Annotated in this window: 7 protein-coding genes; 1 reads left to right on the top strand and 6 read right to left on the bottom strand. The window is 68.4% G+C overall.

The features are described 5' to 3' along the window. Positions 1-213 precede the first annotated feature (213 nt). From RZV17_RS03770 to xerD, 5 genes are all read right to left on the bottom strand, one after another. A complete protein-coding gene (locus RZV17_RS03770; protein WP_355607357.1) occupies positions 214-2,097 on the bottom strand; it encodes a S8 family peptidase in 1,884 nt (627 codons plus the stop codon). A gap of 88 nt (positions 2,098-2,185) precedes the next feature. After that, complete coding sequence (locus RZV17_RS03765) at positions 2,186-6,010, bottom strand: YadA-like family protein (protein WP_355609168.1); 3,825 nt, start codon at positions 6,008-6,010, stop codon at positions 2,186-2,188. A gap of 920 nt (positions 6,011-6,930) precedes the next feature. Continuing rightward, the gene (gene purL / locus RZV17_RS03760) at positions 6,931-11,025 is read right to left on the bottom strand and encodes a phosphoribosylformylglycinamidine synthase (protein ID WP_355607354.1); all 4,095 of its coding nucleotides are present in this window, start codon (positions 11,023-11,025) and stop codon (positions 6,931-6,933) included. Between the two features lie 398 nt (positions 11,026-11,423). After that, on the bottom strand, positions 11,424-12,224 hold the full coding sequence (locus tag RZV17_RS03755; RefSeq protein ID WP_047697084.1) for a DsbC family protein: 801 nt from the start codon (positions 12,222-12,224) through the stop codon (positions 11,424-11,426). Positions 12,225-12,443: 219 nt separating this feature from the next. Further along, a complete protein-coding gene (gene xerD / locus RZV17_RS03750; protein ID WP_355607351.1) occupies positions 12,444-13,415 on the bottom strand; it encodes a site-specific tyrosine recombinase XerD in 972 nt (323 codons plus the stop codon). Between the two features lie 349 nt (positions 13,416-13,764). Between xerD and RZV17_RS03745 the strand changes: the two genes are divergently transcribed. Beyond that, positions 13,765-14,226 carry an RDD family protein gene (locus RZV17_RS03745; protein WP_184371619.1) on the top strand — a complete coding sequence of 154 codons (462 nt, stop codon included), beginning with the start codon at positions 13,765-13,767 and terminating at the stop codon, positions 14,224-14,226. Positions 14,227-14,483: 257 nt separating this feature from the next. On the opposite strand, the gene RZV17_RS03740 is transcribed toward RZV17_RS03745, so the two are convergent. Next, a complete protein-coding gene (locus tag RZV17_RS03740) occupies positions 14,484-14,681 on the bottom strand; it encodes a hypothetical protein (RefSeq protein WP_184371842.1) in 198 nt (65 codons plus the stop codon). Positions 14,682-14,696 lie beyond the last annotated feature (15 nt).

Raw genomic sequence — 14,696 nt, 5'->3', positions numbered from 1 at the left:
AATAGCCGTGTCTGGTGAGGACAAAAAAGCCCGCTGGCAGGACGCCAGCGGGCTTGGTTGCGCAAAACCGTACGCGGAACTGGTCAGAAGGCCGGTCAGCGCGCTCCCGCGCCGCCGTCCTCAGGCTGCGCCCTCGTCGCCGAGACCGGTGTTACCTACAGAACTGCGCCAAGAAACCGACGACAGCGCTCCCTTGCGCTGCCGCGTGTCGGATCACTGACGCGCCAACAGACTCACACCATCGAAGCCACTGCCATCGAGCCGGAGGAAATAGGTTCCGGTGCGTGGCGCGGTGAAGCGCACGGTCTGGCTGGTTCCGCTGCGGCTGGACATGCCGTCGTTATCAGTCGCGGTCGGCGCGCGGCCCAACGCGACATACAGCGCGGTCTGCCCGCTGCCGCCGAAGCTGATGAAGCTCAGTACCGCGCCGGCATTCGCTTCGAAGGCAAAGACGCCGGCATCGCCGGCCACATTCGACAGACCGCGTTCGGCCACGCCGTTGCGCAGCGTCTGCGCGTCCAGCTGGCAGCTCAGGTCGCCACTGTCGCAGCGGCGCAGTGCACGATCGATGGCCGCGGCGGCGTCCACGATGCCGCTGCCGGCCGGCGTGGTCAGCGGCAACTGCACGGGAAAGGCGCGCGCGCTGCGCTTGAGCAGGCGTTCCAGCGCCGCAGGTGTCAACGGCGGTTTGCCATCGGCGATCAAGGCGCTTTGCACCAGTGCGGCGGTCCCGGCCACATGCGGCGAGGCCATCGAGGTCCCGGCAAAACCAGGCCCGACATAGGTGAATTGCCCGGACGTGGGCGTGGTTTTGCCGGTGTAGCCGGTCTGCCAGATCCAGCTGCCGATCAGGCCGTCGTACAAGGTGTCGGTTTCCAGATTGCGCGCGCCGCCGCCGGGTGCGGCCAGATCGATCAAGCTGCCGAAATTGCTGTAGTACGCCAACCCGCCGGTCAGGCGGGTGGCCGCCACCGACACCACGTTGGCACAGTTGGCCGGCACCGCGCTGGATACATCCGAGCTGTCGTTGCCGGCCGCCACCACCACGGTGGTGCCTCGCGCTACCGCGCCGTTGATCGCCGCCTGCGTCACCGAATCGCAGGGACCGAAGCCGCCCAGGCTCATGTTGATGATTTCCGCCGGATCGCGATTGTCCGGCACGCCATCCACATGCCCGCCGGACGCCCACACGATGGCATCGCTGATGTCCGAAGACGAACCCCCGCAATGGCCGAGCACGCGCACCGGCAACACCTTGGCCTTGTAGGCCACGCCGGCGCCGCCGATGCCGTTGCCGGTGGCTTCGGCAATGGTGCCGGCCACGTGCGTGCCGTGCCAGGAACTGTCGCGGGCCGCTGAAAAAATGCCGCATTCGCCGTCCGTCGCTTCCCAATCCCCGTAATCCAGCGCCCCCGGCACGCGCGCATCGGTGGCGCGTCGCGAGGTGTCGGCGTTGGTGATGAAGTCGTAGCCCTGCAACAGATTGCCGGCCAGATCCGGGTGCCCCGGCAAGATGCCGGTGTCGATCACGGCCACCACCACGCCCTCGCCTCGCGCGGTCTTCCACGCCGCCGGCGCATCGATGCCGCCGACCGGATCGGTGAGATGCCATTGATTGCTCGCCAGCAACGGGTCGTTGGGGAGGCTGCCACCGCTGTTCTGCAACGGATAAATGCGCGTGTCGATCTGCGCATATTCCACCGCAGGATCCGCTTGCAGCGCACGTACCAGGCGATCGGCGTCGCTGCGGCGCAGTCGAGTGGGCAACTTGATCAACTCGCTGCCCACTGCCAGCGTCCGCACATGCGTCGGCGCCGGATGCACGCCGCTGCGCGCGGCCGGAGCCAACTGCACGGCAGCGCGTGACGCGGCCGCGGTGATCGTGGCCACCGACGCGGCGCCGACACTGCGCGCGGCCACCGTGCCGCTGCGATATTTGACGATGATGCCGTCAACCGGCGCATCGCGCAGGGCCTGCTGACGTTGCACGGTGCGCATGCCGGCATCGGCGGCAGCCGCAAGGGCGCTGCCGCCGGACAGCAAGAGTACGGCGCTGCAGGCGATGGCAAGCGCGCGGGAATGATGGGTCTGAATCACGATGACGTCCTCTTCAAGATGAAATGCATGGCGAATGAGTGAGCGCGCAGCGGCCGCACATGCCACCGCTACGCGTGCAAGGCCTGCGTTACCAGCCGAAACCGGCACCCACGCCGATCGAGCTGTCGTCGCCGCTGAGCGCACCGCCCACCGTCAATGTGGCGCGCGGGCTGATCGCACGCTGGTAGCCCACCGACAATGCCGATTCGCCGTTCTGGAACCCCACACCGGCACCGATGCGGTTCTGCGACGCGATACCCGCCACGCTGGCGGACATGTTCAACATCGCCGAGCTCATCGCGCCCTGACGGTCCAGGCGACGGTTCTGCCGACGCAGGCGGTCTTCGATATCGCCCTGGTAGCTTTCGAAGCTGTCGGCCATCGCGCTGTAGCGGCTGTCGGTGTAGCTGTTGGCCGCGGCAACCCCGCTGTCCAGCTGCCCCTTGTTCACCGCATCGGTGGCGCGCACGCCGGCCGCCACATTGGCCACCTGACGCTCGCCGCCGACGCTGCCCACCGACACCGTGTTGGCACGATCGGCCACCGAGCCCTGCCCCAGGGCAACCGCGCCCTGCGCACTGGCACGTGCGCCCTGACCGATCGCCGTGCCGGAGGCCGCGCTGACCTGCGCGCCCTCGCCCATCGCCACCGCATTGGTGGCCACCGCGGCAATCTGCGTATTGGCGCCCACCGCCGTGCTGCCATCGGCATTGACGCGTGCATTGCTGCCGATCGCCGTGTCGTTGGGACCATGCGCATACGCGCTGCCGCCAATTGCAGTACCGGTGACGTGGTTGGCCACTGCAGCAGTGCCCACTGCCGTGGACGTTGCCGCCGGCGTGATGCTGCCGACCACGGCAGCGGTGGGCGTGCCCTGCACGCCATCGGCCTGCGTAGGACTGCCGGCCGACGCCGTGGCGAGCGAGACCGCGACAGCGCCGGTGTCGTCCGTTGCCAGTGCGCCAGCGGCAAGGTCGCTTGCACCACTGCCGGCCACCGCATTGGCCGCCGACGACACGCTGACCGACGCCGCGCGCGCGGCGCTGCCGCGTGACGCCACTGCGGTGCCGCCACGCGCATCCAGCTCGCTGACCTTGCTGTCCAGGGCCGTCAATGCAGCGCCCACATTGCTGTAACTGCTGCCCTGGATCACGTAGGTCGGCGCGACAAACACGCCCTGCGCGCCGATCGCCGCACCGCCGCCAAGGAAGCTGGCCGCATTGCTCAACGACTGGAACAGTTGCCCGCCATTGAGCGCATCGGTGCTGCCCGCTGCAATCGCACCGGCACCGACATTGACGATGCGACGGCTCGCCGGACCGCCGCGGCCGTTGCCATTGCCCACCGAGACCACCTCGGCCTGGTCACTGCGTGCACCTGCGCCGAGCGCGACGGAATCGGCGCCGTTGGCACCGGCGTTGGTGCCCACCGCCACCGCGTTGCGCCCGCTCTCGCGGGTAAAGGCGTTGTGGCCCAGTGCCAGGCTGTTGTTGCCGAGCGCACGCGCCTGCACGCCCAACGCGACCGCCGCACTGCCGATGTCGCCGACGAACACACCGACGCTGGCGTTGCGCCCGATCGCAATCGCATCGGCGGCGTCGGCCCGGGCGCTGGTGCCCAGCGCGATGGCATCGCGATGGATGATCGAGGTGTCGGCACCGCTGCCGATGGCAATACTGCGGTTGTTGGCGGCACGCGCGTCGTAGCCGATGGCAATGCCTTCCTCGCCCCAGGCCGAGGTCGCGCCCCCGAGCGCCACGGCACGCGGCGCGGACGCCGCTGCGCTGTGGCCGATCGCCACCGCATCGGTATTGCTGCCATTGGGAAAGACATTGGCGTTGTAGCCCAGGGCGATTGCATAGTCGGCCTGGCTCTGCGCGCCAGCCCCGATGGCAATGCCCCCGACACCGGACGCGCCGGCGCTGCTCAGAATGTTGCCGATGAGCGAGAAGCCGCCCACGGTGATGCTGCGCTCGCCGGTCGATGCCGCGCTGCTGCCAACGGCGATACTGCTTTCGCCAAAACCCAGCGCATTGAAGCCCACCGCCGTCGCCAGGCTGGCGGCGGAGGTGGCATTGAACCCGAACGCCGACGATCCGGCGCCGCGTGCGGCCGAGAAGCTTCCCAACGCGGCGGTGGTGTCCGCCAGCGCCTGCGCACCGAAACCCACCGCGGTCGACTGCGTGCCCAGTGCCCTGGCACCGGTCCCCACGGCGGTGGCAAACACCTGCATGGCGGTGGCGCCGCCGCCCAGGGCAACTGCGCCGCGCCCTTGCGCGGTGGTGGCCTGCTCCTGCTCGCCGATGATGAAGCCGGCGGCATCGACCAGCGGCACCGTGGCAACACCGCCTACCGCCAGCGCCGAGGCGTCGGAGGCACTGGCATTGCGGCCAACCGCCACGGTGTCGCGCCCGATCGCCGCACTGCCCGATCCCAGCGCACCCGCACCCTCGCCCAGCGCATTGCTGGCACTGCCAAGCGCAATCGCATTGCTGCCTTCGGCAAAGGCCGCCGGCTCGTCGGTGTCGGACTTGGCCAACGCAAGATGGCTATCCAGGCGTGCAGCGACCGCGCGCACGCTATCCAGCTGCGCGACGTTCACCGCATCCGATGCCTCGGTCCCGGCCGCCACATTGGTGATCTGCCGGGTCAGGCCGGTCTGCACGTTGCCCACCGACACCGTGTTGCTGCGGTCCGCGTAGGAAAACGCGCCCAGCGCCACTGCGCTGGAGGCAGAACGGTTCCACGCATCGTCGACAAAGTCGCCTACCCGCGCGCCATAGCCGAGTGCCACCGCATCGACCCCGTTGGTCTGCGCATCGGCACCGATGGCGGTGTTGTTGCCGTTGAACCACGAGGTGCTGGCACGGGCACCGAGCGCGACGCTGTTTTCGGTATAGGTGACGCTGTCCTGGCCGATCGAGATGCCACCATCGCCCATCGTCAACGCAAAACCGCCCAGCGACACGGTGCCCGGTGCGAAGGTGCCCGCCGAGTGCCCGATCGCTATCGAATCGGTGTTGCCGGGTCGGTTGGGAAACACGTTGGAGTCGTAGCCGATCGCAATGGCGTAGTCGGACTGACTCTGCGCGCCCGCACCGAAGGCGATGCCACCACGCCCGGTGGCCGCCGTGATCGCGCCGAAATCGCTGACACCCCCGATCACCACGCTCTGCGCACCGATGGCGAAAGCGGTATCGCCGATCGCAACGCTGCTGGCGCCATCGCTGCGCGCCCGGTAACCGAAGGCGGTTGCCGTGTCGGCACTGGCCCGCGACAGATAGCCACCTGCAGTGGACAGGAAACCGCTTGCCGTGGACAGGCCGCCTACTGCGGTCGCCCCATCGCTGAAGGTCTGCGCGCGGTAGCCCAGCGCCGTGCTCTGCACGCCGTCGGCGCTGGCACCACTGCCAAGCGCGCTGGCAAATGGCGTGGCGGCCACCGCACCGCCCCCGATGGCGGTGGCGCCAACGCCTGCCGCCTGCGCAGCCAGTTCGCGTTGACCAATGACGAACCCGAACGCGTCGTAGTCGTAAACGGTGGCCACCCCACCGAGGGCGACGGCCGATTCTCCGGCTGCCGCTGCGTTGTAGCCGATTGCGGTGGCATTGCGCTCCACCGCCAGGCTGCCGCCGCCGAGCGCGATGGTTCCATCGCCCAGGGCATTGCTTGCATTGCCCAGGGCCAGCGCATCCTGCCCGTCGGCAAAGGGCGGCAGGTCGCTGTCGGCAGCGGGTGTTGCCGCGCGCTGGGTCGTTGCACGCTCCAACGGTGCAGCCGTGGCAGCGGCATCGATGCCCGCATCGGGACCGCAGTGTTGCTGGCCATCGATCAGGCGGCATTGCGCGCCCGGCGCCGCCTGCGCGGTGACCGCACCGGCAACGCCCGCCATGCCGAACAGCACCACCCCCATGGATGCCGTCAGCAGGCTGCCGGCCTGTGCCCGCCGCATGCTTGGCCGGTGATGTCCGGTGGCGCAGGCATGCGCCGCCATTCGGTCGAGAGCACCCTGCTCGAGACCGTCCTGCAGATAATGTCGTTTCATTAACGCCTTACTCCCCATTGGCCTGGTGTGTAAAAAAACCGGCCACCGCGCGATTGCATCGCACGGTCCCCCTGAGGCTCTGTCGACATGCGCACACACGCCTTCTGCGGCGGAAAACCTCCCGCGCAAAAGATTCAATCAAGTAAATAAACGGATGCAGCAGATAATGCGGAAATTCCGCAAATGGATAACGCCAGATGAATCTATTGAAAAACACAGTATTCAAATGCGCTAGACGTCGCATTATCGAAGTGGCGACCATCCACCCCTGAAAAACTAGTATTTTTATTAGTTACTTAAAAAATACCACGTACCGGCGTTTTCATTTACTTGCATACGATCTTCATGCCACCTGCAGACCGGCATCGCGCAGCGCGCTTGCGCTTCGATCTGCTGGCGGCCGTGGGCGGTCGGGGGTGGGGTGCGGAGTGCGCTCGGCTGTCGTGCTGGCCGGCCCCGCGCCAGGCCCGGCGCAGCAGATATCACGGCGCAGCGGTCGCGCTGGCCGCCCAGCGGGCGCCATCAATCACCGGCGCAGGGACATCCCTGCCACCACGCGGCGCGCCTGGCAAATGCCGATGTCAGGCCATCGCGCAAACGACAACGGCCGCGCGCAGGGCTGCACACGGCCGTGAATGATGGTGCTGGCAGCGGGCGACGTCCGTCGCTCACCCGGCTGGTTCCGGCAATCGGCCGGCATGCGGCTGGTTCCCGCGCCGGCCGCACGGCGTGCGCCAAATGCAGCCGGATCGCCGCGCGCCCGGGTCAGCGCGCGCGGCGTGCAGCCATCAGCCGCACCAGACGCGCGCGTTGCGGAACATCCGCAGCCACGGCGAATCGTCGCCCCAGTCGGCCGGATGCCAACTCAAGTTCGCCGTGCGTGGGGTGCGCTCGGGATGCGGCATCAGGATGGTGGCGCGGCCATCGGTGCTGGTCAGCCCGGTGATGCCGTCCGGCGAGCCGTTCGGATTGAGCGGGTAACGCAAGGCCGCTGCGCCGTCGCCATCGACGAAACGCAAGGCCACGCGCGCGGCGGCCTGGTCCACGGCAGTCTCGAACTCGGCCCGGCCTTCGCCGTGCGCCACCGCCACCGGAATCCGCGAACCGGCCATGCCGCGCAGGAAGATCGACGGCGATTCCACCACTTCCAGCAGCGCGGTGCGTGCTTCGAACTGTTCGCTGCGGTTGCGCAGAAAGCGCGGCCAATGCTCGGCACCGGGAATGATGTCCTTGAGCTGGCTGAGCATCTGGCAGCCGTTGCACACGCCCAGCGCGAACGTATCGCCGCGCGCAAAGAATGCGGCAAACGCATCGCGCAATGCCGAACGCTCCAGGATCGAGGTTGCCCAGCCACGCCCGGCACCCAGCACGTCGCCGTAGCTGAAACCGCCGCACGCTGCGAAGCCGACGAACTCGCTCAACTCCACGCGGCCTTCGATCAGGTCGCTCATGTGCACGTCGTAGGCGCGGAAACCGGCGCGCTCGAAGTTGTAGGCCATTTCGATCTGCCCGTTGACGCCCTGTTCGCGCAGGATCGCCACCTTGGGCCGCGCACCGGTGGCCACGAACGGCGCCGCCACATCTTCCGAGGGGTCGAACACCAGTTTCGGACGCAGCCCGGGCGCCTGGAAATCGCGCGCCAGCGCGCGCTCCTCGTCGGCGCTGTCCGGGTTGTCGCGCAGCTTCTGCATGGCATGGGTCACCGACCACCACGCGTCGAACAGCTCTTCCCAGCGCCATTCGGCCAGCACGCGACCCTGCCCGCTCACGCGGATGCGCGGCGCGCCGGTGGGGCGTGCAATGCGCTGCGCGCATTCGGTCAAGGCGTGACGCTCGACCAGATCGGCGAACGCGGCGCGGTCTTCGCTGGCGATCTGCACCACCGCACCGAGCTCTTCGTTGAACAGGCTACGGAATGCGTCCTCGCCCCATGCATCGAGGGTGATGTCCAGGCCCTGACGCGACGCGAACGCCATCTCGCACAGCGCCGCAAACGCACCACCATCGCTGCGGTCGTGGTACGCCAGCAGCAGACCGCTCTCGCGTGCATCGCCAATCAGCTCAAAGAAGCTGCGCAGCCGCTGCGCATCGTCCAGGTCCGGCACTTCGCCGCCAAACGCCGGCAACGCCGCGTCATCGGCATACACCTGCGCCAGCACCGATCCACCCAGACGCTGCTTGCCGCCACCCAGCCCGATCAACCACAGCTCGCTCTCTTCGTCGTTGCGCAACAACGGCGTCAACTGTCGGCGCACATCGCCGACCGGCGCAAAGGCGCTGATGATCAGCGAGACCGGCGAAACGCTTTTCAGCGTTTCACCGGGAATCGGGAGTCGGGAATCGGGAATGGTAGAAGCGGACGGCTGTGGCAGTTCGCCATTCCCGATTCCCGATTCCCCATTCCCGACAACCCACTGCGCCTGCATCGACAGCGAGTCCTTGCCCACCGGTACGCTCAGTTCGAGCGCAGGGCACAGTTCCATGCCGATTGCGCGCACGGCGTCGTACAGCAAGGCGTCTTCGCCGTTGTGGCCGGCGGCGGCCATCCAGTTGGCCGAGAGCTTGATGCTGTCCAGCCGCTGCACCGGGGCAGCGCACAGGTTGGTGATCGCCTCGCCCACTGCCATGCGTGCGGACGCGGCGGCGTTCAACAGTGCCAGCGGGGTGCGCTCGCCGATCGACATCGCCTCGCCTTCGAAGGTGTCGAAGCCGGCCAGGGTGATCGCGCAATCGGCCAGCGGCAACTGCCACGGCCCGATCATCTGCTCGCGCGCAGTCAACCCGCCCACGCTGCGGTCGCCGATGGTGACCAGAAAACTCTTGGATGCCACGGTGGGATGCGCCAGCACGCGCAAACCGGCCTGCTGCAGGTCCAGCGAGGCGGTCTGCAACACCGGCCACTGCGGCGCCGGCGGATGCACGGCATCGCGATGCATCTTCGGCGCCTTGCCGAAGAGCACGTCCATTGGGAGGTCGATGGGGAGATCGTTGGAGGAGCCGGGACCCGGGACCCGGGACCCGGGACCCGTAACGGCGGCGTCCCGCGCTGCCGTCGGTATCGCAGCACCTTCCGACGCAAGCTGTTGCGTTTGCTCTTCCCGGGCCCCGGGTCCCGGGTCCCGAGTTCCAGCGTCCAACGTCCCATACCCCACCACCAGCCGCTCCTCGGCCGTGGCCACGCCGACTGCGGCGAAGGGGCAGCGTTCGCGCGCGCAGATGGCGGCGAATTCTTCCAGGCGCGCCTGCGGCACGCCGAGCACATAACGTTCCTGCGATTCGTTGCACCACAGTTCCAGCGGCGACAGCGAGGGGTCGTCGGTGAGCACGCGGCCCAGGTCGATGATGCCGCCCACGCCTGAGTCGTGCAGCAGCTCGGGAATGGCGTTGGACAGACCACCCGCGCCCACGTCGTGGAACCAGCGGATCGGGTTGTCGACGCCCAGCGCCACGCAGCGGTCGATGACCTCCTGGCAGCGGCGCTCCATTTCCGGGTTTTCGCGCTGCACGCTGGCGAAATCCAGCGCTTCGGCGCTGTCGCCGGCCGCTACCGAACTGGCCGCACCACCGCCCAGGCCGATCAGCATCGCCGGGCCGCCCAGCACGATCACCGCATCGCCCGGCTGCAGGCGCAGCTTTTCGACCTGGTTGCGATCGATCGCGCCCAGGCCACCGGCCAGCATGATCGGCTTGTCGTAGGCGCGGGTCAGGCCCGGGCCTTCTGCAAGCTCGAAACTGCGGAAATAGCCGAGCAGGTTGGGCCGGCCGAATTCGTTATTGAAGGCGGCACCGCCCAGCGGGCCGTCGAGCATGATGTCCAGCGCCGGCGCCATGCGCGGATTCAGCGCGCGCGGCGCTTCCCACGGCTGCGGCAGGGTCGGAATGCGCAGGTGCGACACCGAAAACCCGGTCAGGCCGGCCTTGGGCTTGCCGCCGCGGCCGGTGGCGCCCTCGTCGCGAATCTCGCCGCCCGCACCGGTGGCCGCACCGGGGAATGGCGCGATCGCGGTGGGGTGGTTATGCGTTTCCACCTTGATCGCGAAGGCCGACGGCAGCACCGCCTCGCTGCGGTACTCGCCGCTGGCCGGGTCCGGGCGATAGCGCGCGGCCGGCACGCCTTCCACTACCGCCGCGTTGTCGCTGTAGGCGGACAAGGTGTGCTGCGGGGTCTGCTGGTGGGTGTGCTTGATCATGCGGAACAGCGAGCGTTCCTGCGGCTTGCCGTCGATGGTCCAGCTGGCGTTGAAGATCTTGTGCCGGCAATGCTCGGAATTGGCCTGGGCGAACATCATCAATTCGACGTCGGCCGGGTCGCGCCCCAGCGCGGCGAAGCGTTCGCGCAGGTAGTCGATCTCGTCTTGCGCCAGCGCCAGGCCCAGGTCGCGGTTGGCCTGCTCCAGCGCGTCCAGCGGCACGCGTTGCAACTGGCCCGGGTCGGGCACGTTGAACAGTGCCTCGGCAGCGGCGGCCGAGCCAAGCAGCGACTGCATCATCGGGTCGTGCAGCAGCTTGGCCACGGCAGCCTGCGCGGCCGCGTCCTCCGGCCAGCCGGCCAGGTCGATGCGGGTGCCGCGCTCCACGCGCTGGATCGGCTGCCCGGCGCCGCGCACCAGTTCGGTGGCCTTGCTGGACCACGGCGACAGCGTGCCCAGCCGCGGGACCACATAGCGCGAGGAGGCATCCGCGTCGCGCGGCGCGGGGGCGGTGTCGGCCTGCAGGATCCGCTGCAAGGTGGCTTGATCGGGCGCTTGCCCGGCTTCGGCGCGGATGAAGTACACGTGCCAGGCGCCGGTGATGCGCAGCGCGGGAACGAGGGTTTGCAGGCGGGTTTCGAGCCGAGCGCGGCGGAACGGCGAAAGGGCGGAAGCGCCCTCGAGGACCATCATGTCCGGGGAACCGTGTCAGAAACGGGGCTGCAGATTGTAACGGAGCCGGTGGGTCGGCGTCGGTCGGGTGTGCGGCGTTACGGATCGGGAATCGGGAATCGGAAATCGGGAATCGGGAATGGGGAATGGGGAATGGGGAATGGGGAATGGGGAGTCGGGAGTCGGGAGTCGGGAGTCGGGAGTCGGGAGTCGGAATCGTCAGGCATGCAGGCCTTTGCGCTACCCGTGCCCATGCCGGCGTGTAGCGCCGGGCGGCAGCATGTGATGGCCAGATGGCGTCCCACCGCCGTTAACAGCAAAGGCCCGGATGCGGACGCACCCGGGCCTTTGTCATTGCACAGACCAACACCGCAACGGCGCGATAGCGAGGCGCCGCGATGATCAGGGCTGAGCCCGCCTCAGCGGCTGCCGCCCGCCGTGGTCACGGCACGCTTTTCCAGCGCTTCACGCAACTGCGCCGGCGGCAGGTAGCCACCGAGCTGAGTCCCGTCCGGTGCAAAGATCGCCGGGGTGCCATTGACGCCCAGGCGCTGGCCCAGCGTGTATTCCATCGACACCGGGTTCTTGCAGTCCTTGGACGCCACCGACTGGCCGGACTTGGCGGCGGTGAGCGCCTGCTTGCGATCGGCCGCACACCAGACCGCAATCATTTCCTTGTGGTCCTGGCTGCCCAGCCCCATGCGCGGGAACGCCAGATATTCCACGGCGATGCCCTGCTTGTTGAGCTCGCCGATCTCGCTGTGCAGCTTGCGGCAGTAGCCGCACTCCACGTCGGTGAAGACGGTGACGGTGTACTTCGGGTTGGCCGGCGCGAACACGATGCGATCGGCCTTGGGCACGGTGTCCAGCTGCTTGCGCCGATAGGCCAGCAGGCCCGGGCTGGCCGCGAACTGCTTGTTCTGGATGTCGAACGGCTGGGCCTGGATCAGGTAGCGGCCATCATCGCTGACGTACAGCACCTGCCCACCGACCACCACTTCGCGGAAGCCGGGGAACGGCGCGGCGCCGATGTAGTCGGGCTTGAAGTCCGGGTCCAGCGCCTTGAGCGCCGCGCCCACACGCTGATCCACATTGCCGGCAGCGGCAGGCGCGGTGGCGGCCGGCTTGGCGCCAGCGTTGCTTGCCGCGGGCTGCGAGGATTGCGCGCAGGCGGTGAGGCTGAGGGCGCCCAGCAGTGCGGCGATGGCAAGACGATACATTCACGCATCCAGTGGAATGGGGTGGCTGGATTCTCGCACAGGGCAGATGAAGCCAGGCAGCGGCCGCGACAGTTTGTTCGTTCGCCGGCCGGTGGGTTCGTTACCATTCGACGCCGGGCATGCACCGCAGGCCCGCGGGCGCTACCAATTGCGCGACCGGCACCATCGATCCTCGGGGAACGCGCATGCAGGCGACGGGGCCGTCCCGGCAACACCTCGCTAGCCGCGCGGGTGGTGCCTGGCATGCAGCGTCTGCAGATGCTGCCGTGCGACCAGCGTGTAGATCTGGGTGGTGGACAGCGAGCTGTGGCCCAACAGCATCTGCAGCGCGCGCAGGTCGGCGCCGTGGTTGAGCAGATGGGTCGCAAAGCTATGCCGCAGGCCGTGCGGGCTGACCGTTGCCGGGTCGATGCCGGCCAGCGCCGCGTAGCGTTTGACCAGCGCCCAGAACTGCTGGCGGCTGGGCGGCTGGCGCGCAGCGTCGATGAACAGGGGCACCTGCCCGTCCACGGCGGGTACCGGCTTCCCGTCGGCCAGCAGCGTGCGCGCCTCGCGCAGATAGCGTTCCAGCCAGTGCTGCGATTCTTCGCCCAACGGCACCAGGCGCTCCTTGCTGCCCTTGCCGGTGACGCGCAGCACGCCCTGGCGCAGGTTGACGCCCACCGCCGGCAGCGTGACCAGCTCGCTGACGCGCAGCCCGGCCGCGTACATCAGCTCGAGCATGCCGCGGTCGCGCAGGCCGAGCGGCGTCTGGATGTCGGGCGCGGCCAGCAAGGCATCGATCTGGGTTTCGGTCAGCGCCTTGGGCAGCGAGCGCGGCAATCGCGGCGGGTCCAGCAGCGTGGTGGGGTCGTCGCTGCGCACGCCATCGCGCAGGCACAGGCCGTAGAAGGCGCGCAAGGTCGACAACAGCCGGGCATTGCTGCGCGGCGAATACCGCACCTCGGTGCGCCAGCGCAGATAGTCGAACAACACCGCGCGGTCGACGCCGAGCAGGCCGCCGCCGGCACCATCGCGCCAGCGTGCCAGGCCCTCCAGATCGCGCCGGTAGCTCTCCAGGGTCTGCCGCGCCACGCCCTGTTCGGCCCACAACCGATCCAGAAAGCGCTCGATGGCCGCGGCGTCGGCCGCCTGGACAGGTGGCAACTGCTGGGCAAGCTGGCGGCGTTCGGCGGGACTGCTGGCTGACATCGCAACAGCATAACGGGCGGCGCGGCTGAGGGGCGCTGCGCTGGATGTCGCCTGCACGCAGCCTGCCTGGAAGCGCGGCGTCGTGATGCCGCTGCGCCAAACGGCCTTGCCAGGCTTGACCGACCGCGTCACCTGCACAGAGACCGACAACCGGCAGCGGTGTGGCGGGAATGCGGCGGTCTACGCGCCGCGGGCCGGCACCACGGCAGGCAGACGCTGGGCATAGGCACGCGCCCGATCGAGACGCCTGGCGCGGCGCGATGTAGCGATGGCGCAGCACGTGCTCGCTCGGATCGCCGTCACCGCAGCGCAGCGTTGCGCCGTGCCTGCCGGCCGCTATGCTCGCGCCATGACCTCGATCCCGTCGCCTCGCGTTGCACGACCCCCCGCCCTGGTGGGCTGGCGACTGCTGGCGCTGTGCTACGACGCCTGGCCGGTGCTGGCGCTGTCGATGCTGATCTCCGCCGCGTTCACGCTGGGCTTTACGCTCGCCGGGCACCCGGCGCGCGAAAACATCGCTCCCTTCAGCAGCTGGCAGTGGCTGCTGTGGCTGTGCTGCTGGGTCGCCGGCGGAATCTACGCCACGGTGAGCTGGCGGCGCGGTGGGCAGACCCTGGGCATGCGCCCGTGGCGACTGCAGCTGCAAGGGCCATCACCCAGCTGGCGACAGGCCTGGATGCGTTATGCAGTGGGCACGCTGTCGCTGATGCTGGGCGGCGCCGGATTCTGGTGGGCATGGCTGGATCGCGAGCGCCTGACCTGGCATGACCGTGCGAGTGGCACCCGGCTGGAGCGCATTCCCAAGCATTAGCCACAACCAACACGTCGCCAGCTAATGCTAGTTAGGGGAATGTGCTGCGGCTGAGTGGCCGTTTTGCGACATGCCGATTGCGGATACCAGCGAGCTCCTGTGAGCCTGTCAACGGCATGCGCTGGCAAGGGCACTACGCAGCCGCCTCGGGGACCTGCCCGCACGTGCGAGGTCGAACACGCGCTCACCTAATGAACGGCGGCGCGTCGGCTGCCGGAACCGGCCAGCCAGTATGCCTGACGGATTTCCCCACCCCTCTAACGGGTGATGACCTCGCGCCACGCCATCAAACGGCGGGCCGCCTGCTCGGCTAAAGCGTCCGTGTCGTCAAGACCCATGCGCTGCCCGGAGATCTCACGCAGAGTCGTGGCGACCGTTGCCTGATCAGCACCCTGCGAGAGCAGCGTGCATATTTCGGGAACATAGCTGTCGTACTCATCACGCGCCTGCGGCACGCCCGCAACTCCGAT

Source organism: Xanthomonas cannabis (genome assembly GCF_040616535.1).
Lineage (GTDB): Bacteria > Pseudomonadota > Gammaproteobacteria > Xanthomonadales > Xanthomonadaceae > Xanthomonas > Xanthomonas cannabis.
The sequence above is the reverse complement of the archived record's forward strand: the minus strand, read 5'-3'. Positions and strand labels throughout refer to the sequence as shown.

Bases quoted from the DNA above. Each gene is read 5' to 3' on its own strand.
- xerD (WP_355607351.1), bottom strand. From the start codon at position 13,415: ATGTCAGCCAGCAGTCCCGCCGAACGCCGCCAGCTTGCCCAGCAGTTG.
- RZV17_RS03765 (WP_355609168.1), bottom strand. From the start codon at position 6,010: ATGGGGGTGGTGCTGTTCGGCATGGCGGGCGTTGCCGGTGCGGTCACC.
- purL (WP_355607354.1), bottom strand. From the start codon at position 11,025: ATGATGGTCCTCGAGGGCGCTTCCGCCCTTTCGCCGTTCCGCCGCGCT.
- RZV17_RS03745 (WP_184371619.1), top strand. From the start codon at position 13,765: ATGACCTCGATCCCGTCGCCTCGCGTTGCACGACCCCCCGCCCTGGTG.
- RZV17_RS03755 (WP_047697084.1), bottom strand. From the start codon at position 12,224: ATGTATCGTCTTGCCATCGCCGCACTGCTGGGCGCCCTCAGCCTCACC.